General features: G+C 36.6%; 24 protein-coding genes. 8 read left to right on the top strand and 16 right to left on the bottom strand.

Annotation, left to right across the window (positions count from 1 at the left end; translation table 11 throughout):
* Positions 1 to 38 precede the first annotated feature (38 nt).
* Positions 39 to 1,235 (bottom strand): MFS transporter, encoded by a 1,197-nt coding sequence (locus JST55_08595; GenBank protein MBS1493555.1) that lies wholly within the window; start codon positions 1,233 to 1,235, stop codon positions 39 to 41.
* A 95-nt stretch (positions 1,236 to 1,330) separates the two neighbouring features.
* On the opposite strand from JST55_08595, the gene JST55_08600 reads away from it, so the two are divergent.
* Genes JST55_08600 through JST55_08610 form a run of 3 tightly spaced genes read left to right on the top strand, consistent with a single transcriptional unit; the run spans position 1,331 to position 3,848 of the window.
* A complete protein-coding gene (locus tag JST55_08600; protein MBS1493556.1) occupies positions 1,331 to 1,906 on the top strand; it encodes a GrpB family protein in 576 nt (191 codons plus the stop codon).
* Positions 1,878 to 2,930, top strand: a complete 1,053-nt coding sequence (locus JST55_08605; protein ID MBS1493557.1) for a hypothetical protein — start codon at positions 1,878 to 1,880, stop codon at positions 2,928 to 2,930. Before JST55_08600 ends, JST55_08605 begins: the two co-directional genes overlap by 29 nt.
* Before the next feature lie 9 nt (positions 2,931 to 2,939).
* Positions 2,940 to 3,848, top strand: a complete 909-nt coding sequence (locus tag JST55_08610; protein ID MBS1493558.1) for a histone deacetylase — start codon at positions 2,940 to 2,942, stop codon at positions 3,846 to 3,848.
* Here the strand turns inward: JST55_08610 and JST55_08615 are convergent.
* Together JST55_08615 and JST55_08620 are read right to left on the bottom strand one after the other, a co-directional pair.
* Positions 3,838 to 4,677: an alpha/beta fold hydrolase gene (locus JST55_08615; GenBank protein ID MBS1493559.1), complete on the bottom strand. Its 840-nt coding sequence runs from the start codon at positions 4,675 to 4,677 to the stop codon at positions 3,838 to 3,840. The genes JST55_08610 and JST55_08615 overlap by 11 nt on opposite strands.
* Positions 4,678 to 4,694: 17 nt before the next feature.
* A complete protein-coding gene (locus JST55_08620) occupies positions 4,695 to 5,246 on the bottom strand; it encodes a YqgE/AlgH family protein (GenBank protein ID MBS1493560.1) in 552 nt (183 codons plus the stop codon).
* A 167-nt stretch (positions 5,247 to 5,413) separates the two neighbouring features.
* Here JST55_08620 and JST55_08625 point away from each other — a divergent pair, with 167 nt between their 5' ends.
* Complete coding sequence (locus tag JST55_08625; protein ID MBS1493561.1) at positions 5,414 to 6,853, top strand: NADP-dependent isocitrate dehydrogenase; 1,440 nt, start codon at positions 5,414 to 5,416, stop codon at positions 6,851 to 6,853.
* Positions 6,854 to 6,942: 89 nt separating this feature from the next.
* Here JST55_08625 and JST55_08630 read toward each other — a convergent pair whose 3' ends face one another.
* The 8 genes from JST55_08630 to glgA form a co-directional block, all read right to left on the bottom strand.
* Complete coding sequence (locus JST55_08630) at positions 6,943 to 7,911, bottom strand: polyprenyl synthetase family protein (GenBank protein MBS1493562.1); 969 nt, start codon at positions 7,909 to 7,911, stop codon at positions 6,943 to 6,945.
* 63 nt (positions 7,912 to 7,974) lie between these two features.
* Positions 7,975 to 8,730, bottom strand: coding sequence for a twin-arginine translocase subunit TatC (gene tatC / locus JST55_08635; GenBank protein ID MBS1493563.1), 756 nt, complete (start codon positions 8,728 to 8,730; stop codon positions 7,975 to 7,977).
* A gap of 83 nt (positions 8,731 to 8,813) precedes the next feature.
* Positions 8,814 to 10,103, bottom strand: a complete 1,290-nt coding sequence (locus JST55_08640) for a serine hydroxymethyltransferase (protein MBS1493564.1) — start codon at positions 10,101 to 10,103, stop codon at positions 8,814 to 8,816.
* A gap of 59 nt (positions 10,104 to 10,162) precedes the next feature.
* Positions 10,163 to 10,603 (bottom strand): ribose 5-phosphate isomerase B, encoded by a 441-nt coding sequence (gene rpiB / locus JST55_08645; protein MBS1493565.1) that lies wholly within the window; start codon positions 10,601 to 10,603, stop codon positions 10,163 to 10,165.
* Positions 10,604 to 10,623: 20 nt separating this feature from the next.
* Entirely contained in the window at positions 10,624 to 11,880 is a 1,257-nt protein-coding gene (locus JST55_08650) for an autotransporter outer membrane beta-barrel domain-containing protein (protein ID MBS1493566.1), read from the bottom strand.
* A 61-nt stretch (positions 11,881 to 11,941) separates the two neighbouring features.
* Positions 11,942 to 13,129, bottom strand: coding sequence for a DNRLRE domain-containing protein (locus JST55_08655; protein ID MBS1493567.1), 1,188 nt, complete (start codon positions 13,127 to 13,129; stop codon positions 11,942 to 11,944).
* 9 nt (positions 13,130 to 13,138) lie between these two features.
* Complete coding sequence (locus JST55_08660; protein ID MBS1493568.1) at positions 13,139 to 13,708, bottom strand: HAD family hydrolase; 570 nt, start codon at positions 13,706 to 13,708, stop codon at positions 13,139 to 13,141.
* 118 nt (positions 13,709 to 13,826) lie between these two features.
* Positions 13,827 to 15,293 (bottom strand): glycogen synthase GlgA, encoded by a 1,467-nt coding sequence (gene glgA, locus JST55_08665; protein ID MBS1493569.1) that lies wholly within the window; start codon positions 15,291 to 15,293, stop codon positions 13,827 to 13,829.
* A 235-nt stretch (positions 15,294 to 15,528) separates the two neighbouring features.
* Here glgA and JST55_08670 point away from each other — a divergent pair, with 235 nt between their 5' ends.
* The 4 genes from JST55_08670 (at position 15,529) to JST55_08685 (ending at position 19,795) form a co-directional block, all read left to right on the top strand.
* A complete protein-coding gene (locus JST55_08670; GenBank protein MBS1493570.1) occupies positions 15,529 to 17,280 on the top strand; it encodes a T9SS type A sorting domain-containing protein in 1,752 nt (583 codons plus the stop codon).
* 221 nt (positions 17,281 to 17,501) lie between these two features.
* Positions 17,502 to 18,113, top strand: coding sequence for a threonylcarbamoyl-AMP synthase (locus JST55_08675; protein ID MBS1493571.1), 612 nt, complete (start codon positions 17,502 to 17,504; stop codon positions 18,111 to 18,113).
* A gap of 23 nt (positions 18,114 to 18,136) precedes the next feature.
* Complete coding sequence (locus JST55_08680) at positions 18,137 to 18,910, top strand: hypothetical protein (GenBank protein MBS1493572.1); 774 nt, start codon at positions 18,137 to 18,139, stop codon at positions 18,908 to 18,910.
* A gap of 15 nt (positions 18,911 to 18,925) precedes the next feature.
* On the top strand, positions 18,926 to 19,795 hold the full coding sequence (locus JST55_08685) for a hypothetical protein (GenBank protein MBS1493573.1): 870 nt from the start codon (positions 18,926 to 18,928) through the stop codon (positions 19,793 to 19,795).
* A gap of 41 nt (positions 19,796 to 19,836) precedes the next feature.
* Here JST55_08685 and ddpX read toward each other — a convergent pair whose 3' ends face one another.
* Genes ddpX through JST55_08710 form a run of 5 tightly spaced genes read right to left on the bottom strand, consistent with a single transcriptional unit; the run spans position 19,837 to position 24,178 of the window.
* Positions 19,837 to 20,484 (bottom strand): D-alanyl-D-alanine dipeptidase, encoded by a 648-nt coding sequence (gene ddpX / locus JST55_08690; protein ID MBS1493574.1) that lies wholly within the window; start codon positions 20,482 to 20,484, stop codon positions 19,837 to 19,839.
* A gap of 5 nt (positions 20,485 to 20,489) precedes the next feature.
* Positions 20,490 to 21,260: a DUF3667 domain-containing protein gene (locus JST55_08695; protein MBS1493575.1), complete on the bottom strand. Its 771-nt coding sequence runs from the start codon at positions 21,258 to 21,260 to the stop codon at positions 20,490 to 20,492.
* Between the two features lie 5 nt (positions 21,261 to 21,265).
* Positions 21,266 to 21,757 (bottom strand): hypothetical protein, encoded by a 492-nt coding sequence (locus JST55_08700; protein ID MBS1493576.1) that lies wholly within the window; start codon positions 21,755 to 21,757, stop codon positions 21,266 to 21,268.
* A gap of 13 nt (positions 21,758 to 21,770) precedes the next feature.
* Complete coding sequence (gene tsaA, locus JST55_08705; GenBank protein ID MBS1493577.1) at positions 21,771 to 22,238, bottom strand: tRNA (N6-threonylcarbamoyladenosine(37)-N6)-methyltransferase TrmO; 468 nt, start codon at positions 22,236 to 22,238, stop codon at positions 21,771 to 21,773.
* A gap of 11 nt (positions 22,239 to 22,249) precedes the next feature.
* The gene (locus JST55_08710) at positions 22,250 to 24,178 is read right to left on the bottom strand and encodes a tetratricopeptide repeat protein (protein MBS1493578.1); all 1,929 of its coding nucleotides are present in this window, start codon (positions 24,176 to 24,178) and stop codon (positions 22,250 to 22,252) included.
* Positions 24,179 to 24,190: the final 12 nt, after the last annotated feature.

Consider the following 24,190-nt stretch of genomic DNA (forward strand, 5'->3'; position numbering starts at 1 on the left):
TGTTATAGACGATAAAAATGTATGCAGGGTTTCAGATTTTACAGCTTTAGTTTTCGCAGATTCGGGAATTTCAAAGCGACTAAAACGACTACAATTAATGTCATGCATCCTCCAAAAATAACTGAAGGAACTGTGCCCAGTAACTTTGCTGCAAAGCCTGATTCAAACGCACCGATTTCATTAGATGAACCGATGAAAATGCTATCGACTGACGAAACTCTTCCTTTCATATTTTCAGGAGTTTCAAGCTGCATTATTAATGCGCGGATTACAACACTGACCTGGTCAAACGCTCCGCTCATAGCAAGCGCGAATATTGATAAATAAAAATTTGTTGAGAGCCCGAACGTAAGCATGCACAACCCAAATCCAAAAACTGTAACGAGTAAATTTCTTCCTGCATTGTGAGTTAAAGGTCTTCGTGCCATTATGAGTCCCATTACAACTGCGCCGAATGCAGGAGCAGCTCTTAATGCACCAAGTCCCTGTGGTCCGATTTTTAAAATTTCTGCAGCGAATACGGGCAGCAATGCAACTGCTCCGCCGAATAAAACTGCAAATAAGTCTAATGTAATAGCGCTGAGTATAAATTTATTTTGAAATACAAATCTTACTCCGGCAAAAATACTTTCTTTAAGTGATTCGGCAATATCGTAAACTGGTAACGGTTTCTTTTTTATAAGAAGAACAAAAATTATAGATACGGTTGTAAGAATTACATCTGTTGAATATGAAGCGACGACTCCGAAGAAACCGTAAATAAGTCCGCCAAGTGCCGGACCTGCAACTGCGCCGATCTGCCAGTTTGTTGAGCTCCATGAAACTGCTTTAGGGTAAAGCTGTCTTGGGATAATCTGCGCAAGGAATGCAAAGTTTGCGGGGCTTATAAATCCTCTGCCAAGTCCGCTTAAAAATATTACTCCGTAAATTAAATAAAGTTTATTATTAACTAATGCAGGTGAAATATTTGCGGAAATAATTAACAAAGCAACGGAGCATATAAGCATAACGAGTGATGCGAAGAGAACGATTTTTTTTCTGTCGTTTCTATCGGCAACGTGACCTGCATATAAAGAAACTGAGAGCGATGGAATTGCCTCTGCGAGTCCGATAAGTCCCAGTGAAAACGGGTCTTTTGTGATTTCGTAAATCTGCCATCCGACTATAACTGCCTGCATTTGTGTTGCAAGCATCATGCTTAAGCGGGCGAGAAGATAAAATCTGAACTCGGAAATTTTAAGAGGAGAATCCAAATAATTCTATAACATTTCTTTATATAAAAATTAAAATATATAAGATATATTAGATATTCTATTTATAAAAAATATTGATGAAAATAGAAATAGTACCATATAATCCTGAGTGGAAAATAAAGTTTGAAGAAGAGAAAAAAATTCTTTCTGAGCTGCTGAAGGAATTTAATCCTGAGATAGAGCATATCGGAAGCACGGCCATTGAGGGACTCGGCGCAAAGCCGATAGTGGATATACAAATCGGTATGAGAAAGTATGAGGACCTGGATGCTATAGTTGATAAAATGATTGCAGCAGGATATGTTTATTATAAGAAGTATGAAGATGTACTTCCCGGGAGAAGATATTTTGTGAAAGCTGCAAATCCAAATAACGACACATTGCCAAAAATTTTATATACTTATGATGATATATTTGACCGCAAAGAGCATCCGCATCTGTTTCATATTCATTCAGTAGAACTGGATAGTGACTGGTGGCGAAGGCACATAGCGTTCAGAGATTATTTAAGAAATAATGACAACGCAAGAGATGAATATTATAAACTGAAAGTTGATTTGGCTAGAAAAGAATGGGAGGATAAAAATGATTACACTGACGCGAAAACAGATTTTGTAAAATCAATTGAAAAACTGGCAGGGATACATGAGTGAAAGAATAAATATTCTTTTTCTATGGAAGCCGGAAGATACTCTTTGGAATTATTTGAAAGATGGTTTGAAGGATTTTCCAATTATAGAGTTTTTCATTGTTGATAAGGAAATACAACCTGAAATCGAAAAAGAATATTATGTTAAATCTGACATTATAATCGGCTGGAGACCGAATGAAGAATATATCAGAGAAGCGAAAAATTTAAAGCTGTTTATAAATCCCGGTGCAGGAGTTAAACACCTGATGAAGCTTTTCAAGGAATTAAATTCAGAAAGAAAAATCACACTTGTAAACGGACACGGTAATTCTTATTTCACTGCGCAGCATGGAGTTGCGCTGCTTCTCTCTTTAATGAATAAAATTGTCCCGCATCATAACTGGATGAAAGTAGGAAGATGGAGACTGGGAGATGATGAGGCTAAAACAATCCCTTTAAGAGACAGGAGGATTGGTTTACTCGGCTACGGAGCAATTAATAAAAAAATACATAAGTTTCTTTCGGGATTTGATGTTGAGTTCCATGTTTTGAAACGTTCATGGAATGAAAACAATGAGACAGGTAATCTGAAAAAATATTTACCGGAACATCTGCATGAATTTCTTACTGCAGTTGATATTCTGATAATAGCATTACCTGATACAGATAAAACAAATAATCTTATAGATACTAAAGAATTAGAATTATTCGGAAAAAATAAGAATGCTGTACTTGTAAACATTGCAAGAGGAGCAATTATAAATGAAGAGGCTCTTTATAATGCGTTAAAAAATAATGTTATTGTCGGAGCAGCAATGGATGTATGGTATAATTACAGTCCCGAAGCTATTGATGATAAAAAATATCCGTATGACTCGGAAAAATTTCCGTTCCATGAACTTGAAAATGTAATCCTCTCTCCCCACCGCGCAGCGTCACCTCACGATGACTTAAAAAGATGGGATGAAGTGATTGAAAACATATCTCGTTTTGCAAAAGGTGAACAAAAATTTTTAAACACTGTTGATATAGAGAAAGGATATTAATAAAAGAAATTGAGCAAGCTAAAAGTTTTTTATACCGATAAATACAGAGTGCCATTGCCGGAGGGACATAGATTCCCGATGACGAAATACCGCCTCACACGTGAATATCTCCTAAAAAATAATATCCTCAAAGAATCCGAATTACTCGAACCTAATATTGCAACGCAGGAAGATATTTTATTATGCCATTCGGAAGATTATTATGAATCATTCAGAACAGGTTCTATCGATGAGAAGGCAATAAGAAAGCTCGGACTTCCATGGAGTTATGATTTATTCCTCCGCTCACTTTCATCAGTCGGAGGCTCACTGTCATCGGCAAAGTCCGCTTTAGAAAATGGCGTTGCAGGCAATTTATCCGGTGGAACTCATCATGCATTCAGAGAGCATGGTGAGGGCTACTGCGTCTTCAATGACTTTGCAATCGTCAGCACTTACCTTCAAAAAAACAATCTTGCGAACAAAATTGCAATCGTTGATTTAGATGTTCACCAGGGAAATGGGACGTCATCAATTCTAAAAGACAATAAAAATGTTTTTATACTTGATATGCACGGCGAGAAGAATTATCCCTATGAAAAAATTCCTTCCACGCTTGATGTAAGATTACCTGATAACACAAATGACGAACAATACTTATCCGTTCTTGAAAACAAGCTTGAAATAGTTTTTGATTTTGAACCTGATATAGTTTTGTTTCTTGCGGGAGTTGACCCTCTTAAAGAAGATGCGCTCGGCAGACTTGCATTAACAAAAGAAGGATTGCGTGAAAGAGACTACATGGTATTAAATGAATGTAAAAAAAGAAAGATTCCCGTTTCAATCGCGCTCGGCGGCGGATATGCAAAGCCGATTGAGTTGACTGTTGAATGTTATGCGCAGACTTACGAAGTGGTGAAAGAAGTTTTTAGTTTTTAATAAACTTAATCGACTCCTCTATTACATTATCAAAAGCTTTTGTAGTTCCATCGAACGGATGCACAACTCCAAATGTATGCCCTGTCTTCTCAATTAATTTATATTGAGTCTTTTCTTTATTGCTGACAGAGTGAAGAGTTTCGGCATTGGAGTAATCTACGGATAAATCCTGCTCTCCGTGAAGAATTAAAACCGGCACATCTACTCTCTTCATTGCTTCCTGAATATCTAGTCTTTCTTTATTATTTTCCAGGTCTTCAAGCAGAGATATATCCATTCTCATTATTTGTCCCGTGCGCGAGTTTGGTTCCTCTATATATCCTTTTTCCTTCCACTCTTTTTTCTTTCTTTCTGTGTATCTGTCATAATGTGAAACGGCTGCAAGTGTAATTAATTTTTTAACGCGTTTATCCTGCGAAGTTTTAAGAATAACACAGCCGCCTCCGCGGGAATGCCCTATAAGTGTTAGAGTTCCGAAATCATAATTGTATTTATCTCTGTTATCATCAAAATAATCTATAACCGCTCCAAGGTCATCAAGCTCCCGTGAAAATGTATTCTTTGCAAATAATTCCAGACGTGTAAAGTGTACAAGTTCATCTTCTTTTTCACCGACACCATTATAGGAAAAATTAAAGCTTACTACAAAAAATCCTGCTTCGGCAAGTTTATCAGTCATGTATGGAAATCCGCCCCAGTCTTTAAATCCTTTAAAGCCGTGAACAAAAATTACGAGTGGTAAATCCTTTTTACTCTCGTCATATCTTATATCTGTTACAAGATTATCACCGTACTCATTTTGTATATTAAAACTATTTTTAGTTATCATTAAAGTAAAATGTAAAATTAATTTAAACTTGGATCTTCGGGGAAGCTTGCCATCACTGCATATTTTTTCCCGAGCTTCTTCATCACATCAGCCCACATTGAATCAGGATTTTCAGTAAAGACAATTTCTTCATTCGCATCGGCAACTACCCATGAGTTTTCCTTCTGCTCAAATCCCAGCTGCCCTTCATCCCATCCGCAGTAGCCGACAAGAAAAATAAAATCCTCTGCTTTAATTGCGCTTACACTCATTAAAGTTTTCAGTTCTTCAAAGCTTCCGCCCCAGTAAATACCAGCGGCGATTTCTATACTGTTTTCAATCGGTTTACCTCTGTGAATGAACTGTAACGTATTCGGCTGCACGGGTCCGCCGAAGTAAACGGGGGCATCGAAGTCAGGGAAATCAACTACAACATCGTTCAAAGATAATTCTGTTTTTTTATTTATAATAAACCCAACGGTTCCTTCTGCATTGTGTTCGCAGAGCAAAACAACAGAACGTTTGAAGTTGGGGTCCTGCATGAATGGTTCGGCGAGAAGAAGTTTTCCTTTAGCGGGTTGGTGAATCATATTTTAATCTTTTTATCGTTTTTTAATCAACTTTTATAAAATATAAAATCATAAGTTAATAGGCAAAGAAGAAAAATATTATATTTATTAGATTTTATCTCTCTCCCAGATTGATTATTTTACAACTTCAAATTTAATAATCACATCAAAACTCAGAAAGGTTAATCATGTCTGGAAACACACCAATAACAGTTGCATATGGAGACGGAATCGGACCGGAAATTATGCAGGCAACACTTGATATTATCATTGCCGCAGGCGCAAAGCTTGATATAGAAGTTATCGAAATCGGAGAGAAAGTTTACCTTGCAGGAAATGCAACAGGTATTGAGCAAAGCTCATGGGACTCTTTAAGAAGAACAAAAGTTTTTCTTAAAGCTCCAATCACCACTCCGCAGGGCGGCGGATATAAAAGTTTAAACGTAGCAACAAGAAAAACTCTCGGTCTTTATGCAAATATAAGACCATGTGTAAGCTACCATCCTTACGTTTCTACAAAGCATCCTGTGATGGATGTTGTTATCGTGAGAGAGAATGAAGAAGACCTTTACGCAGGTATTGAGCACAGACAGACTAACGATGTTTATCAGTGTTTGAAATTAATTTCACGTCCCGGCTGCGAAAAAATTATCAGATATGCTTTTGAGTATGCCAAAGCAAACAACAGAAAAAAAGTTACATGCTTCATGAAGGATAACATCATGAAAATGACTGACGGATTATTCCATAAAGTGTTTGATGAGATTGCTGCAGAGTATCCTGATATCATAAATGAAAACTGGATTATCGATATCGGCGCTGCAAAGATGGCAACATCACCTGAAGATTTTGATGTTATAGTTATGGAAAATTTATACGGCGATATTTTATCTGACGTTGCTGCTCAGATGACAGGTTCGGTAGGTCTTGCAGGCTCTGCAAATATCGGCGATAACTTTGCAATGTTCGAAGCTATTCACGGCTCAGCTCCGAGAAGAGCAGGACAAAACCTTGCAAATCCAACAGGTCTTCTTTTAGGCGCAGTACTTATGCTAAATCATATAGGACAGTCAGACGTTGCAACTAACGTTCACAATGCATGGCTTAAAACAATGGAAGACGGCGTTCATACCTATGATATTTTTAAAGAAGGAATCAGCAAGGAGAAAGTCGGCACGAAAGAATTTGCGCAGGCAGTTATTTCAAGAGTCGGGCAGAAGCCTTCTATTTTGAAAGCTGTTAACTATAATAACATCGATAGAAAAGATATAGTATCAAAAAAATATGTTGCGAAGAAACAAAGGAAAGATTTAGTCGGCGTCGATGTATTCTTTGACTGGACTGCAGGCAAGGCAGATGACCTTGGCGCAATGCTGAGCAAAATTACTGCAGGCGGATTAAAGCTACAGATAATAAGCAACAGAGGTGTAACCGTTTGGCCGAATGCATCAGGCGATATTTTCTGTTCGGACCACTGGAGAGGAAGATATTTCTCTGAGAATAAAGGAGAGATAATTAAAAACTCCGATATCATTGCATTGCTTGATAAACTTCACGAAGGCGGATTTGATTTCATTAAAACTGAAAATCTGTACAACTTCGACGGAGAAGCAGGTTATTCTTCTTAATAGGATTTTAAAAATATTTATATATAAAATAAAAGGCGTTCAAATTTTTTGAACGCCTTTTCTATTGTTAAAATTGAATGTATGATTTGTTAGTGTTCTCTTATCTCCAAGAAATCTACAAGCTTCAATAATGATTTTTTGGTCTCAGTTTCTTTGAAGATGCAGATAGCTTCTTTTGCCTTCAGGGAATATTCTTTAATTTTATTCTGTGTGTATTCCATTCCGCCAAATTCATAAACAAAGTCATGTACGATATCAAATTTCTTTTTTGAATCACTCTTTATCAGCTTCATTATCTCCGCTGATTTTTTCTTAGGAGCGTTGTTCAATGAAATTATCAAAGGCAGAGTAAATTTCTTTTCTTTTAAATCATTACCGACTGATTTACCCAGTAGTTTTTTCCTTCCTGCGTAATCTAAATAATCGTCCTGTAACTGGAATGCTATTCCGAGATTTTCGCCAAACACTCCAAGTCTTTCAACATGCTCTTCATTTGAGGTAGCGCTTAGCGCTCCCATTTTACAGCATGACTTTAATAATGATGCCGTCTTATCTTTAATAACTTTGAAGTAAGTTTCTTCCGTTGCATCGAAGTTGCGCGCTTTTTGAATTTGAAGCAGCTCGCCTTCGCTCATGCTTTTTACGGCTTCAGAAGTGTATTGTAAAAAAGTGTGCTCTTTCGCTTCGACTGCTATCAATAATCCGCTTGAAAGCAGATAATCACCTATCAGAACGGCTGCTTTATTTTTCCATACGGCATTTATCGATGCAATGCCTCTTCTTGTTTTTGCTTCATCAACAACGTCGTCGTGTATCAAAGTTGCAGTGTGAAGAAGCTCAACGAGATTTGCTGCAACGTATGTACGTTCGTTTACATTTCCGACAAGCTTTGCTGAAAGAATCACAAGTATAGGTCTTATCTTCTTACCTTTTTGCTTAAGAAGATACTTTGTGATTAAATCAATTAATGCTACATTGGATTTTAAAACTTTAGAGAATTGTTCCTGAAAATACTCAAGCTCTTCGGTTATCGGTATTGATATGTCTTTTAAATTCATGCTTACTCTGTATTGATATCCTTCTAATACAGAAAAATTATTTTAGTTTATAATAAAAATTTCTTACGGTTCTATATCTGCAGGCTTATCTTCAAGTAAAAGTGTTTCCTTCTTTCTTTTCTTCTGTGCAAATACGCAGATGAAAATACTTATCTCATATAATAAAAATAATGGAATACCCAGCAACAATTGATTCGTTACATCGGGCGTAGGAGTTATTATTCCCGCCACTAAAAGTATAGCTACGATTGCATGCTTTCTGTACTTGCGCATAAACTGTGGTGTAAGTATTCCTATGCGAGCAAGAAAGAACGAAACCATCGGCAGCTCAAAAACACAGCCTGCCGTTAAAAGAACTGAGAAAACGAAGTCATAATATTCATCGGCGGCAATATTATTTTTAATTATCGTCGAGCCGAACTGCGCAAAAAATCCTAATGATGTGGGAAGCATTACAAAGTATGCGAATGCAATCCCGGTAAGAAAACAAATTGAAGAAAATATTACTATGGATGAAACGTATTTTTTTTCATTGGGCTTTAAAGCGGGCTCAATGAATTTCCAAATCTGATATAATAAATTCGGAATGCTTAATATTACTCCGCAGGTAATAATCACTTCCATGTACAGACTGAACTGGCCGTAAGGCTTTAAGTTCTGAAGCGAGAGCGGAGGATTGGTTAATGTTGACGGTCGCAGCAAAATGCTGTTCATTATCCAATCTATAAAAAAAGCGGCTATTGCGCCGCCCGCAACAATTCCTATAACACTCTTTACAATTCTCCATCTGAGCTCCTCAAGGTGATCGAGGAAACTCATTCCACTTTCAACTTCGCCATTTTCTTCCGGCTCGTGTATATTATTATCTTCGCTCAAACCACTTTAGATTTTTTATTCTTCGTTTAGCTTTTGTACAATGGGAATTTTGCTGTCAGCTCTTTTACAGCTTCGGCAACTTCTTTCTTTACGTTCTCATCTTTGTGATTTGAGATCACTTTGTTAATCATATCTGCAATCTGTTCCATCTCGGCTTCTTTCATTCCGCGTGTTGTAAGCGCAGGGCTTCCTAATCTTATACCGCTTGTAATTAACGGTGACTTGTCATCGTTAGGCACAGCATTTTTATTACATGTAATTCCTATTTCATCAAGAGCATTCTCTGCAGCTTTACCTGAAAGATTTTTATTTCTTAAATCAATCAGCATAAGATGATTATCTGTTCCGCCTGAAATAACTTTAAAATCGTATGATATTAATTTGTTTGCCAATGCTTGTGCATTTTTAATAACCTGTTTGCAATATTCTAAGAATGAATCCTGTAAGTCTTCTTTAAATGCAACTGCTTTTGCTGCGATAACATGCATAAGCGGCCCGCCCTGTACGCCGGGCATAACCATTGAATCAATAAGCTCGCTCATCATTTTCGTTCTGCCTGATTTAGGAGCAACAAGTCCGAAAGGATTTTCATAATCTTTTCCCATCAGAATTATTCCGCCTCTTGGTCCTCTTAAAGTTTTGTGAGTTGTTGAAGCAACTACGTGGCAGTGAGGAAGCGGGTCGTTCAGTAATTTTTTTGCTATAAGTCCTGCAGGGTGTGCGATATCTGCGAAGAGAAATGCGCCGATCTTATCAGCTATCTCTCTGAATTTTTTGTAATCTATATTTCTTGAGTAAGCTGATGCACCTACTGTAATCATCTTTGGTTTTTCTTTTATAGCCTTTGCCTCAACATCGTTGTAATCAATGTAACCATTTTCATCTAAGCCGTAGCTTGTGAAATTATAAAGCTGACCTGAAAAGTTTACAGGAGAGCCGTGTGTTAAGTGTCCGCCCTGTGATAAATTCATTCCCATCACTTTGTCACCGGGTTTAAGGTGAACAAAGTACACAGCCATATTTGCCTGTGAGCCTGAGTGCGGCTGAACGTTTACATACTCTGCGCCGAATAGCTGCTTTGCTCTGTCTCTTGCAAGGTCTTCTGCCATATCTACGAATTCACATCCGCCGTAATATCTTTTTCCCGGATAACCTTCAGCATATTTGTTCGTCATAACGGAACCCTGAGCTTCCATTACAGCTTTTGAAACAAAGTTTTCAGAGGCAATCATTTCCAGCTTCTCTGATTGTCTGTTTGTTTCCTTTTCTATTGTAGAATAAATTTCAGGATCCTGAGATTGAAGAGATGAATTCATAGATTTTAAAAATTATAGATTAAAAAAATATAGATAACAAAATTATGTAATACAAAAATTTATTTTCCTGTGAGATTTGTAATTTCTTCCACTCTTCTTTCATGTCTTCCGCCTTCGAATTCCGTGGTGAGAAAAATATTCAAAGCTCTTTCAACTAAATCAAAAGGCAGCACATCCTGCCCGAATGTTACTACGTTTGCATTATTATGTTTTCTTCCCATCTCAGCCGTTTTTTCGGAGCAGATATTAACTGCTCTTATGCCTTTAACTTTGTTGGCAGTAATGTTTACACCTATACCACTTCCGCATACAAGAACTCCGAAATCAGTTTCTTTGGAGGCGACTGATTCACCGACTTTAACACTATACAGCGGGTAATCAACGCTATCCTCTGAGTTTGTGCCGAAATCTATGACTTCATGTCCCTGCTTTGTAAGCAGCTCTTTTATTCTTTCCTTATATATAAAACCTCTGTGGTCTGCGCCGACTGAAATTTTCATAGTGTTAAAATTTATTGTTATTATCTGTCTTCATCTTTAGGTCTAACAAACCAAAGCTCACCAAAGTTTATTCCTGCTGTTAATCTTATCATGTCATCTTTTATTAATCCGTTTTCAATTTTTCCTCTGGTGGAAACACTCACTGCAAAATCGAGCGAATTGTATTTGCTGATTGGCACACCAAGTCCTGCTGTTAATCCTATTCTGTTTATTGATTCACCGTTAACTGTATAATATGACTTTTCATAGAAGCCGCCAAGCCTGTATGAAAGCTTATCCCATGAGTTATCGGAATTTTCAATAGGCTGAATTTCTAACCCTGCTCCGACTCTCATTGCTGACTGATAATTCGGCTGAACAACTCCGTTTGAAGTAAAGCTGCTCCAGTCCTGCATCATGAAATCAGATGAAAGCAAATATCTGTTGCCTACTTTTTTTGTAATACCGAAACCTATTCTTGCTGGAATTTTTATATCGCCTTTGCTGACTGTTACCGTATCAGTTGAAATGCTTGATGTAACAATTCCGTCTAACTTAGCTGTAAGTGTAAGTGGTGATTCATATAAAAATCCTATTGTGAAGTCGTTAGACTTCTTTAATTTAAGAAGTTTTTCCAGGTCAATAATTGCGCCGCCCTTGAAATATGAACCTGTGTAATCGTATTCGCTTTGAATTCTTGTTGGTGTAAATCCTGAAGATGAAGTGAACTCAATTAATTTCAAATCTTTTATATCTCCGAATGCATAATTATAATCTGCGCCTAAGCTGATGCTCTTTGCAAGAGTGTAACTCATTCCTATATTTATTCTGGAAATTCCGCCTCTGCCGGCATAGGTTTGTTTCACTGTTTCTCCCAATGAAACTGAGTTGTTTATAATTTTATAATTGATGTTTGAATAAGGATTAAATCCTAATGCAAGTGACCATCCCTGTTCCTGACTTAGCGGCACACCGATATTTAAACCGAATGCATTTCCGTTGGAAGAACTCACGGTTCTTGTTCCGTCAGATGATTTTAAAAAATTATAATTGAACAGCATGGAGAAACTTGTGTAAGGAAGCTTTGATAAAGCTGCAGAGTTCATGTTATTGATGTAATTTCCTGTGAGAGAAATTCCCTGTATTCCCATACCTGTTGTTCTTATTGCAGTGCTGTAGTTAAGGTCGCCTATTCCGAATATTGTGTAAGGCGAGCCTGCCGGAAAATCATCTTGCGCAAATAAACTTGATGCGAACATCAGAGGGAAAACTACTATTAAAATTATTCTTTTTAGCATTTTAAACTTTTATGTGACGACTTTTATTGTCTCAATTTTACTGTCTTAACAGCTATCTTATTTACTGTCTTAAGGAATATCTTATTCTTATCCTCGGACGTTTGGAAACGTCGGGATTATCCGAATTATAAAATACAAAATTATCCAGATTAGCTATTTCAGAAGGGCATCTCATTGAAAGTCCGTAGTTAGGGCTTACGTTTGAGTTCCATCGTTGTACTATCTGATTTATTCTTCCTGTATATGTTATTGAATCCAATCGAGTAAGAACAAACGATTCATTATTCGTTGCCTTAGTTGAGCTGTCTGTTACCATATCAACTTTAATCTGATTGCTGGTTCCTGATGTAATGTATGACATTCCTGTGTTAAGAGTAACCTGCAGGTATGCTTCGTTAATGATTGCATTAGTTGGGAGATTCGGGAAACTGAACTTCAGAATATTCCTGAAAGCAATTCCGTTCTGAACCATGAAGTACTGTGATGCCGGTAATACACTTTCCGGAGCAGTACTCAAAGAGACAGAACTTGGATATACAAAATCAATTGTATCGGTAGAGGTAGTTGTCTGAACAACAACGGTTATCACCGGTCTTAATGATACGTCAGTATTTTCCGAGTAGAATCCTTTTATAGTTGTTGATGCAGTTGTCGGTACGAATGCCAGACCGTAATTTTTAGTTGCATAGCTTGAATCTGCGGCATAGTAAAGCCAGTCCTTCATCGTCTGGTTATCCAGTGTAATGTAGATAGCAGATGTATCTGTCGGATTGCCAGAGTAGCTTCCAATTGAAGTTGTTCCGATATCTGAAGATGAAACCGAATCGTTTGTGATTGAAAGTAAATTCAATGCTCTGTTCACTTTGTAAATATTGAAAGCAACTGTACCTGTTGTATCTTTGAATGCATATTTAGAATATCTTAATCTCATCTTTGCAGAAAGCACCGTTGCGCCTGCATAGTTGCTGTTTACACCTGCAAACTGTATGAGAGTTTTAGATGTATAAAGATTTCCTCCTGAAGCATAATTTCCGATAAGCATATTTCCTGAGCCGTTATCATTGGTATAATAGCGGAAATTTGTATTAGTGATGAGTGTAGTATCCAGAATTATTGAACCTGCTGTATCGTTTGGATTTATAAAGTTAAGTCCAAGGTCGTTCGGATTATTTTCGCATCCGGCCAGAAACAAAAACATCAGTAAGGGTAAGGTAGTAGCTGTGTATATTATCTTTTTTAACAATGTCATTCAGAGCAATTAGTTAGATAAATTTTTAATGTGATTTGCTGCATCAAGTAAATCTTTGGCAATGAAGTCGATTTGCAGATTTTCATCGAGGCATTTTTGTAAATGCTCCGCTCCATAGCCCGTTAGAACAAGTATTTTTTTTAAGCCTGCGTTTTGCGCAGTCTTCATATCTGTGTAGGTATCGCCAATAAAAAAAGAACTATTCAAATCTATTGAATGTTCTTTCCGCGCCTTGAGGAGCATCCCTATGCGGGGCTTTCTCAAATCGCTTTCAATCTTGTATTTCTCTATGGTGCCTTCAGTGTGGAAAGGCGAATAATAAATATCATCAATCAGTTTTGTTTTTTTGTTTGTAATGCCGAGCAATTCTTCGTGAATTAATTTTAGATCTTCTTCTGTAAAAAATCCCCTGGCTACTCCTGATTGATTTGTAATTATTATATTTAAAAAGCCGAGCTCTTTTAAGATCTCTAGCGCTTCTGTTGTGTATGAATATACTTTTAAATCTTCAACTCTTTTAAGGTAATCTACTTCTTCGTTTATCGTACCGTCTCTATCGAGAAAAACTGCCTTGTTCATATTTTCAGTATTATACTATGAAAAGTTAAATACGTTCCTTATTCAGTGTCAAGTTTCAAATTACGAGTTACAAGTGAAATAGTATTTGAAATTTGACACTTGTAACTTGAAACTGTTATTAGACCAGCGCTTTATACAACGCTGTATATTTCTTTGCAGAAACTTTCCATGAGAAATCCAGAGCCATGCCGTTCCTTAAAATCTTATTCCATTTATCTTTATCTTCGTAAATCTTCAGAGCAGTTTTTATAATTTCTAAAAACTCTTTACTGCTGTATTTGTTGAATAAAAATCCGTTACCGCCGGGTTTTTTGTAATCAACAATTGTATCTGCAAGTCCGCCGGTATTTCTTACAATCGGAACTGTACCATATCTTAAGCTGTACATCTGGTTCAGTCCGCAAGGCTCATACTTTGAAGGCATCAGGAACATATCAGCACCTGCTTCAATTTTATGAGCAAGCACTTCATCAAAACCGATTACTACTGCAAGCTTATCTTTGTATTTTTTCTCAACTGATTTTAAGAACTTCTGATACTTTTCATCACCTTGTCCGAGAATAATCATGTGGACTTTTTCTTTCATCAGAGCAGGAAGAATTTCTTCAATTAAATCGAAACCTTTCTGGTCAACTAATCTTGATATAACTCCGATTAACGGAGTCTCTTCATCGTACTCAATTTTGAACTGTGAAAGTAGCTCGCGCTTGTTTTCCCACTTCAAAGGAATTTCCTGTGAGGTATATCTGTATTCAATTTGTTTATCAACTTCGGGATTCCAAACGGAGTAATCTATTCCGTTTAAAATACCTGATAAGTCTTTTTTTCTTTTATCTAAAATATCTTCAAATCCGCATGAATATTCTTTATCTGTTCTTATTTCCTCTGCATATTTTTCACTTACTGTTGTTATTTTATCTGCATAAGCCAGAGCTGCCTTCATAAAGCTGAACTTACCGTGATGGTTAGCAGCCTCAAAAACTTCGGGCGGAAGGCCGGTTTTATCGAATGAAGCCTTCGGGAAATTTCCCTGATAAGCCAGATTGTGTATTGTGAAAACTGTCTTAATGTCTCTTATGTACGGATGGTCTTTATAAACTGTTTTGATAAAAGCAGGGATAAGTCCTGTCTGCCAGTCGTTACAGTGTATTACATCGGGTTTCCACTGGAGAATTTCGAGAATTTCCAGAACGGCTTTGCAGAAGAACAAATAACGTTCATCGTTATTTGTAAAATCCTGCTTTGTTTTTATGTTCTGGTATATGCCTTTATTCTTGAAAAAATCGAGGTTCTCAAGAAGATATATCTGAGCTTTTGTGTTTTTACCGTGGATAAAGGACGATTTTATGCTGAACTTCGATTCAGTATTGTTCATCTTCATGGTCAAATCTTTCAATCTCTTGATCTCATGAATCTGCAGTCTTCTTTCATCCAGCTGTCCGTACTTAGGGCTAACAATTCTTACTTCGTTTCCTAAGGAATTAAGCGCTTGTGGTAAGGAATTTGAAACATCAGCGAGACCTCCCGTTTTAGAGTACGGAAAAACTTCACTGGTCACAAAAAGTACATTATAGCCTTTTGCCATTAAAGAATAGTTTTTTTAGAAATTACTCTCTTTTTTTATGATTTTCAATGAAGAAAGGGGTATTATAATTTCAAATTTCAGATGTTAAATTTCAAATGTTCAGAGTTAATTTAAATGAATTATGTTATGGTAGTACATTTGAAATCTGAAATTTTAAATTTGAAATTCTATAATCATTTCATTCTGTTTTTTTTGCTGTATATTTTATACTTTAACATCAATCAATCCCATTATTATGAAACAAAGTATAACAACAAAAATATTAATTGTAATACCGGTATTTTTTCTTTTATTTATTTCAAATTCCTATGCGCAATGGAGCGCAGATCCAAATGTAAATCTGCCGGTTTGCGTACAAACCGGAGAACAAGTTTTACCCAAAATTGCGGCGCTGCCCGATGGCGGATGTTATATCTCATGGTTTGATAGCAGAAGCGGAAGCTATGCTGTCTATGTTCAAAGATATAATGCTGCCGGTGTAGCGCAATTTGCAGCTAACGGTTTGCTTGTAAGTAATAACCCGCAGAGCACATCGCTGGTAGATTACGATATGATTGCCGATGACAGCAGCAACTGTATCGTAGCTTTTACCGATACAAGAGCGGGTGGACAAATAATTCCTTACATCTATAAAATTTCTCCGGCAGGAACGATGTTATGGGGGGCAAATGGAATTTCTCTTAACAGCCAGACAACTGTATATCAGGCAAATCCTAAATTAGCAAAGTGTACAGATAACAGTATCTGGGTAACATGGATTTATACATCAACACCCAGAGTTGCAAAGTATCAGAGAATTTCTCCCGGAGGTGTAAAACAATTTGCCGCTGACGGACTCTCAATTTCAGGAACAGGAAGTGAAACTATAGATTTTCCTGCAGCTATAGGCTCAGATAACGGAAGCGTTATTATGATGTTCATAGGATATACAGGAAGTTTTATTTCTCCTTCAAATTATAAAATTTATACACAGAAGTTTTCTTCAACAGGAACTTCAGTCTGGCATCCTACCTATGATACAGTTTATGCATTAGGTGCAGGTTCGGGATTCAATCCTCCTTTTATTTACTCAGATGGAAACAACGGAGCACTGTATAGCTGGAATGATGCAAGAAGCGGAGGCGGAGCAACTTCATATGTACAAAGATTCAACTCAGCAGGTACAAGACTTTTTCCATTAAACGGAAGCGCAGGCAACACTACACCAGGAATGGTAAGAAATACTCAGCAGGCATGTTTTAATACTACAACAGGGGAAACGTTTTTATTCTGGAAGGAAGCAAACAGCGGACAGACACAATTTTCATTGGTAGGGCAAAGATTTAATGCGGCAGGGGACAGACAATGGACTGATGCAGGGCTTACAATAATTCCTATGGGACCCGGTTCTTTTTCAACATTAACAACTCAGGCAGTTGATACCAATGCAGTCCTGTACATCAATGATGCAGTATTCGGCGGAACTGATAACACCATTAAAGTGGCTAAGTTTAACAGAAACGGCACAATAGCTTGGAACGGCGGCGTACTTAAAACAATTAGTCCAACAACAGGCGCAAAATCCAGAATAGATGCAAGAATAACTGTAAATAAAATGAGTATAGTTGTATGGTCAGATTCAAGAAACGGCGCACCTGATATCTATGCACAGAATGTGAACAACAACGGAACACTAGGCGGACCGTCAGGCGTTAACCAGATTTCTTCCGAAATTCCGAACGCATTCGGATTAAAACAAAATTATCCTAATCCGTTCAACCCAACAACCAATATTGTTTACAGTTTAAAAACAAATTCAGTAGTGATGCTGAAGGTTTTCAATATGCTCGGTAAAGAAGTTGCTGCAATAGGTTTAGGTAATCAAAATGCCGGCAGCTACTCTTATACACTTGATGCAGGGAAATTAAATTTATCAAGCGGAATTTATTATTACACAATACAGGCAGGTGAGTTTAAGGATACAAAGAAAATGATGTTAGTGAAGTAAAATAAGGTTTCAAAATTTAACACTACTTTTATCATGCTCGGCACCCCTCCGTTTCAGGGAGGGGGCATTGATAAAAAGAAAATTACAGACACCATATGTTCCCCTCCTTACCAAGGAGGGGCTAGGGGTGGTTTAACGAAGAATATGAATTCTGTTATACATTAAACCCCCCTCTAATACCCCCTTGTTAAGGGGGAGAACCTTACTTGAATATCCTGACAATGCTATTACAGATTCACCCTGATAATCCCGATGAAAGAAAAATAAAACAAGTCGTGGAGTGCCTGAAAAACGGCGGAGTAATAATTTATCCTACAGATACGGTTTACGGAATTGGCTGCGATATTTATAATACCAAAGCAGTTGAAAAAATATGCAGGATAAAAAATTTAAATATAAAAAAGACAGATTTTTCAATAGTGTGTTATGATTTAAGCAATCTCTCACACTTTGTGATGCCGATAGACACTTCTGTTTACAGAATGCTGAAAAAAAATCTTCCGGGACCGTTTACATTCATTATGAATGCAAACAATACCGTACCGAAACTTTTTCAGAGCAAGAAAAAAACTGTCGGGATAAGAATTCCCGATAATAATATCTGCAGAACTATTGTTCAGGAACTCGGCAATCCGATTATGACTTCTTCTATCACAGAAGAAAATGATTTTAAAGATTACCCTAATGACCCTGAATTAATTTATGAGAAGTACGGGAACCTCGTTGATATAGTAATTGACGGAGGAACAGGAGGAAAAACTCCTTCCACAATTGTTGACTGCACAGATGATGATGTAACTGTAATAAGAGAGGGCAAAGGAGTACTCTCTTAATTTATTAATACCCTAACCAAAGTATGAAAAAATATTTATTGTTTTTAGTTTTATCTTCGTTAACGATTTTTTACGGATGCTCAAACCGCGCATCTTACAACATTACTCTTTCGCCGCAAACGAATGAAGTAAGAGGGCTTGATTCTGTTATTATTAATGCACACATAACTAAAGATGCTTATCCGTTCATTCCTTCAAATGCATATGCAAGAAGCACCTGCGGAGAGATGTTTAAAATTACACCTGATTACAACAGCGCAGCGGATATACAATTTTATTTCAAAGGAAATTATGTTGATGAAAATTGTTTATCCGATATAACAGTAATAATTGCCAACGATACAAACGTACAGGGACATACGCAGGTAAAAGTTCTTCCTCCTGTTATAGGCGGATACGTGAATACGCTTGATACCAACAGACCACAAGTGAAAATCACTCCCGATGTAATCGACTTAAAAAATAAATATTTCAAGTGGCAGTATCAGATTGATCTGGTAAGTTATTTTATATCGAATCATATTACAAAGATAGAAATTACTTCACCTGCGCAGTTTACAAATCTTAGAGTGATAAATACTTCGTTCGGAATCAAAGTGAAAATTGTTTCTGAAGACGGAAACAAAAAATGGATTATCACTCCTGAAAATCCTGACGTGAAAAATTTGAACAAAGTATTGCTTGAAGCGGAAAGTAACGGTACATCAGGCGGAAGAGTATTATTCAAAGTTTTTGATAAGGACGGAAACTCAACTGAAGATCTGCAGGTAACGGGTCCTAACTTCGGCTCTAAATAAATTTTAGTTTTATAAATGGAAACTCAAACAGAATTTGACAAGCTGTGGGATTACAATAAACCCGCAGAGACTGAAAAGAAATTCAGGGAAGTTCTCTCGCAGACGAAAAAAGAAGATAACGTAGAATATTATCTTCAGCTCCTTACACAGATTGCAAGAACTCTTGGACTTCAGATGAAGTTTGAGGAAGCCCATGCAGTTTTAGATGACGTTGAAAAGCAGCTGAAGCCCGAAATGATTACAGCACGCATTAGATATAATCTTGAAAGAGGCAGAGCATTTAATTCCTTTGGAAATAAAGATAAAGCGATTCATTATTTCCTTGATGCGTATCATCTGGCTATGGAAAACAATGCCGACTTCTACACAATAGATGCTGCGCATATGCTTGGCATTGCTGAAAGCCACGATGCTGCGCTTAACTGGAATGAAATTGCAATAGAGCTTATAGAAAAAACTACCAATGAAAGAGCAAAAGGATGGCTCGGTTCATTGCTGAATAATACAGGCTGGACATATTTTGATAAAGGTGATTACGAAACTGCAATGGAGTATTTCAGAAAAAATGTTGTGTATCATACTGAAAGAAATCATCCGGTACAGTTAAGAATAGCTAAATGGTGCGTTGCAAGAACTCTCCGCGCGCAAAATAAAATCGATGAAGCATTAAAAATGCAGAATGAAATTAAGGAGTATATGGAAAGCACAGGCGATACCGGTGACGGATATGTGTACGAAGAACTTGGCGAGTTGTATCTTTTAAAAGAAGACAAAGAAAATTCTAAAACGAATTTTAAAATTGCATACGAAAAATTATCACAGGATAAATGGCTGGCAGCAAATGAAAAAGAAAGATTGGAAAGAATGAAGAAGTTAAGCGAGTAAAAAATTTGTGCCGGAGCAGTAACTCCGGCACTAATAAAAATTTATTTTATATCTTTAAATTTTACATCCATTACATCGTAATCTTCCCATCCGCGGTAATCGAAGTGCCACCATTCAGTCGGCAGACCTTTAAATCCATACTTAATCATCACATCTTCTAAAATTTTTCTGTTCTTTATTTGTTCGTCCGTCAACTTCATATAATCTCTATGAGCTTTCTCGGTAAAGTCATCGTATTCAGTCGGCATTGAAAGTTCTTTCCCGTTTTTATCTACAAGAGTTAAATCAACTGCCATACCTCTGTTATGGCGTGAACCTTTCTTTGGGTCAGCCACGTATCTTTCATCCGGCATTATTTCCCAGAATATTCTTTGCACTGAGAGTGGTCTGTAAGCATCATAGACTTTTAATCCGAGTCCCATTGTTTTCAGCTCTTTCTGAACTGAATCAAGACTGTAAGCAGCGTCATCCACTAAAAATGCACGTGCTTCAGGATATACAACTTTCCCTGTAAAATTATTTTTTGTTGCGTAGCGGATATCAAGAAGTATGTGCGGATTCATTTTATTAAGCTCAATAAATACAAGCTGATTTTTGGTGAGGACTAATTCTGATGTATCGCTCTGCGCGTAAGTAAATCCGGCTAAAAACAATATAAATACAATCAGTAATCTCTTTTTGCAGTTCATGAATGTTAAATAAGATTTAAAGTTATATATCCTGTAAGTATTAACCAGTAATACTGAATAACAACATACACGGCATATAAAAATAAAGTAGCCGCTATTGAAGGAATAATTTTGTTTGTGTAAAAATACCTGACTGCAAAAAACAGATAGATAAACGGAAGAACAAAAAGAATAAAATAATATGTGAAGTCACCCAATTTATCGGCAACACTTTCCAGCAAAGAAAGTATAAGACAGGCAGTAAAAAAATGAAGTGAAAATACCAGATGCTCTGCAATCACTCTTTTTTGTTTGAAAAAAATCAGAGAAAGAATAATAGTAAAAACAACGACAACAATTAAAAAATAAAACGGGATTTTGCTGAAGTAGACAGAATTGAACTTTTCAATAAAAGCTTCTTTGCCCATATTTTTTTCAACCGAAATCTTCTCTACTTTAGCCTGGAAAAAACTTAATTCCTCCAGCGGGAAACTATAATCATTCTTTGCAATGTACTGGCCAAGAAAAACGACAACAACACATGTAAACACAAAAAGCTTTAACGGCTTTACATAGCTTGCAATTCTTCCTTTTACGTATTCGGCGGATAAAAATCCCGGTCTGAACAATAAATATCTGAGCGTTCTGAAAACATTCGAATCAAACTTAAAAAAATCCTCGAAGAAATTGAAAATAAATTTGCTGATAGTTAGATCGTGAAGGGTGAACTTCTTCTGTCCGCAGTTTGAGCAGAATTTTCCGATTAGCGCTGCTCCGCAATTAGTACAGTTTGCCAAGCTTTCTATCGCTCCCTGTAATATGTTATGAAATCGGTTGAGAAAAGATTTGTAACACCTGCAGTCCGCAGCATAGTTACAATCTGCCCTCTGTGAAAAGTCGAGTGGTTCATGCAGTGCATAATTATTTCATAAAGCTTATTGGTAAATCCCTGTCCTGCAATGTTGTGATAAAGAATGTCTGCATCAAAATCTTTTTCGTTTTTTTCATTAACTAAATTGATCATATCGAGTGATGCCTTGTGAAACAAACCTACTGCCTCTTTAAAATTCCCATTAAAATTTTTTACAGGCCATTCGATTTTTGAACTGTCGCTTACTCTTAAAAACCATATCCATTCTGCTCCCCAGATATGGTATACAGTTTCCTTTATAGTTCTAAAACTTGAATCGATATCTTTTTCGAGTACTGAGTCATCCAGCGTGAGCAATAAATCACAGATTTTTTTGTTTGCCCAGTAATTGTAGTTTACATAGTCAGTTAAAATAGTTTTCATTATTTATGTAAATTTAATTCCAGTAATTTTTCATTATTTCATTTACCCAGTCAGGCTGCTTTACTTCTCCTTGGGGTAAAAAATCTTTAAAGACGGGTTTTATATCTATCACGGGAGTTCCGTTTATTGCATCAAGTCCTTTAACAAATAAAGTTTTATCTTTTACTTCAAGCAATTGGACGGTAGTTAATCCTAACTTGTTCGGTCTGTTCTTGGCTCTTTGTGAAAATATACCAACCTCAGGCAAGTGTTTTAAATTACGCGGATGCCTCGCTCCGGAAATTATTTTGGCGTCATCCACTTTATCGAAATAATATATTACTTCAAGATGCGAGAACTCTTCTATTCCTTTGATTGAATCTATTTCTATTTCATCGTTTAACTCAATCCTGCTTACAACTTCTCCCCAGTTATCGTCTTCAATTTCTGTTCTTTCGTTGAATATTTTTCCTATGGGATTTAGAATTATCTCCGCGCTCATTTATAAAGAATTTATAATGGTCTTCCCGGCAATTTTACAAAAAATGATGCTCCTTTGCCGTGCTCGCTCTCAACCCAGACTTTGCCGTTATTCACATTTACCAATTTTTTTACAAGTGATAATCCTAATCCCGTACTTTCTTCTCCGCCGGTAGGCCGCGCGCTAAGCTTTGCAAATTTCTCAAATATTTTCTCCTTGTCCTTCATTGTTAATCCGGGACCTTCATCTTTTATTTCAGTTAATATGTATCCTTCTTTAAATGTATTTATTATGTAAACGTTTTTATCTCTCGGTGAGTATTTTATTGCGTTTGAAATCAAATTAGAGAATACCGAGTTAAGCGAGTTCCTGTCTCCCATCAGTGAAAAATCATTTTCAGAATTAAAATGAATTTTTATATTTTTATCTTCTGCTCTCATCTTGTAATCTTCTATCACTGAACTTATTATCGGAACAATGTTCAGCTGCTCGGGATGTACTTCAAGTTTACCGGATTCAACTTCATTAATTCTTAATAACAGCTTTAATATTTTTAAAACTTTTGTAGCTGACTGGTTTATAGAGGCTACGTACTCAAGCAGTTCTTCTTTATCTGTAGTATCTTTTTCGGCCAGGATTAAATCCGTTATTCCGTAAATGGCAGAGAGCGGGTCTCGTAAATCATGCGAGATAATACTTATATAATGGTCCTTCTCTTCATTAAGCGAATCCAGCTTCTGAATCATCTGTTCAAGCTCAACATTCTTTTCTCTCGCAGCTTCGTATTCTTTTCTATTTTTTTCAGATTCGTACTGTGCTATTAAACCTTTGCTCTTTAGATGCGAATCTGTATTGAACAGCTCTCTTTCAAGGTCGTGAAAACTTTTGTAGTATCGTAATGCTTCTTCAAAATGAGATGTTGCTTCATTTAGTTCGGCAAGATGGAAAAGAGCAGACATTTTCATGTCTTTGATTTTTATCTCAGTAGTTAACTCTATTGCCTGCTGTAAATATGCTTCTGCAACCGAATAATTTTTTAAATTAAGATGTGATACTCCGAGATTCAGATATGATGTAGCTTCTGTTTTTCTATCGCCTATAGATTTTGTGATTTCAAGACACTCAAGAAATTTTTCGATTGCCTTATCTTCTTTCTTAAGAAAAGAAAAGATCGTTCCAATATTGTTAAGTACATTTGCTTCGTCATCTTTTTTGTGAGTCATCTTTATCAGGTTCATAGACTCGTTAAAATAATCCAGTGCCTTGCCATAGTTTCCGAGTTCTTTATAATTCATCCCTATGTTGTTCAGCACATTTGCTTCATCTGTTAACGAATTATCCCTGTCGATAAATTTTAAACTCTTAAAAAGATATTCGTTGGATTTTTTATTTTCACCGAGCGTACTGTACATAAGCCCGATATTGTTCAGTGTGTTGGCAACAGTTTTTCTATCGCCAAACTCCTCTTTCAACCCCAAACTTCTTAAGTAATACTCAAGAGCCTTGGGGTAATTGTTGAGAAGTTTATAAACAATTCCGATATTATTCAGAGTAAGAGCTTCTGAAAGTTTATCGGGTAAATCTTTTTTTATATTTAAAGATTTGAAATAAAACTCAAGGCAGGTCTGATAATTGCTGAGGGACTGGTTTATATTTCCAATCCAGTGATATATTTCGGCTTCGTATTTTTTATTCTGAAAAGCTAATGCGGGTGACAAAGCTTCATAAAATTTCTGCATAGCAAGGTCATACTCAGATAATGCGTAGAGGCTCTCCCCCATAAGCATCAGAGATTTTATCCTTCCTTCATCGAAGTCATTTTTATTCGCAAGGTCATAAGTATCCTGAGCCGAAACCAGGGCCTTCCTTGGATTCGATTTCGTCAAATCCTTGTACGAATCTATTAAATTTGAAACTTCGTTATTATTCATGTATGAAATGTTTCCCGCTAAAACTTCCATCTCGGTAAAATA

Source organism: Bacteroidota bacterium (assembly GCA_018266835.1).
Classification (GTDB): Bacteria; Bacteroidota; Ignavibacteria; order Tepidaquicellales; family Tepidaquicellaceae; genus JAFDZO01.

What these genes read in the sequence shown, in the direction of transcription:
- JST55_08625 (MBS1493561.1), top strand. Translation starts at nt 5,414, where the DNA reads ATGTCTGGAAACACACCAATAACAGTTGCATATGGAGACGGAATCGGA.
- tatC (MBS1493563.1), bottom strand. Translation starts at nt 8,730, where the DNA reads ATGAGTTTCCTCGATCACCTTGAGGAGCTCAGATGGAGAATTGTAAAG.
- JST55_08700 (MBS1493576.1), bottom strand. Translation starts at nt 21,757, where the DNA reads ATGAAAACTATTTTAACTGACTATGTAAACTACAATTACTGGGCAAAC.
- JST55_08655 (MBS1493567.1), bottom strand. Translation starts at nt 13,129, where the DNA reads ATGACATTGTTAAAAAAGATAATATACACAGCTACTACCTTACCCTTA.
- JST55_08615 (MBS1493559.1), bottom strand. Translation starts at nt 4,677, where the DNA reads ATGATAACTAAAAATAGTTTTAATATACAAAATGAGTACGGTGATAAT.
- JST55_08685 (MBS1493573.1), top strand. Translation starts at nt 18,926, where the DNA reads ATGGAAACTCAAACAGAATTTGACAAGCTGTGGGATTACAATAAACCC.
- JST55_08710 (MBS1493578.1), bottom strand. Translation starts at nt 24,178, where the DNA reads ATGGAAGTTTTAGCGGGAAACATTTCATACATGAATAATAACGAAGTT.
- JST55_08675 (MBS1493571.1), top strand. Translation starts at nt 17,502, where the DNA reads ATGCTATTACAGATTCACCCTGATAATCCCGATGAAAGAAAAATAAAA.
- glgA (MBS1493569.1), bottom strand. Translation starts at nt 15,293, where the DNA reads ATGGCAAAAGGCTATAATGTACTTTTTGTGACCAGTGAAGTTTTTCCG.
- JST55_08600 (MBS1493556.1), top strand. Translation starts at nt 1,331, where the DNA reads ATGAAAATAGAAATAGTACCATATAATCCTGAGTGGAAAATAAAGTTT.
- ddpX (MBS1493574.1), bottom strand. Translation starts at nt 20,484, where the DNA reads ATGAACTGCAAAAAGAGATTACTGATTGTATTTATATTGTTTTTAGCC.
- JST55_08640 (MBS1493564.1), bottom strand. Translation starts at nt 10,103, where the DNA reads ATGAATTCATCTCTTCAATCTCAGGATCCTGAAATTTATTCTACAATA.
- JST55_08650 (MBS1493566.1), bottom strand. Translation starts at nt 11,880, where the DNA reads ATGCTAAAAAGAATAATTTTAATAGTAGTTTTCCCTCTGATGTTCGCA.
- JST55_08630 (MBS1493562.1), bottom strand. Translation starts at nt 7,911, where the DNA reads ATGAATTTAAAAGACATATCAATACCGATAACCGAAGAGCTTGAGTAT.
- tsaA (MBS1493577.1), bottom strand. Translation starts at nt 22,238, where the DNA reads ATGAGCGCGGAGATAATTCTAAATCCCATAGGAAAAATATTCAACGAA.
- rpiB (MBS1493565.1), bottom strand. Translation starts at nt 10,603, where the DNA reads ATGAAAATTTCAGTCGGCGCAGACCACAGAGGTTTTATATATAAGGAA.
- JST55_08670 (MBS1493570.1), top strand. Translation starts at nt 15,529, where the DNA reads ATGAAACAAAGTATAACAACAAAAATATTAATTGTAATACCGGTATTT.
- JST55_08620 (MBS1493560.1), bottom strand. Translation starts at nt 5,246, where the DNA reads ATGATTCACCAACCCGCTAAAGGAAAACTTCTTCTCGCCGAACCATTC.
- JST55_08680 (MBS1493572.1), top strand. Translation starts at nt 18,137, where the DNA reads ATGAAAAAATATTTATTGTTTTTAGTTTTATCTTCGTTAACGATTTTT.
- JST55_08660 (MBS1493568.1), bottom strand. Translation starts at nt 13,708, where the DNA reads ATGAACAAGGCAGTTTTTCTCGATAGAGACGGTACGATAAACGAAGAA.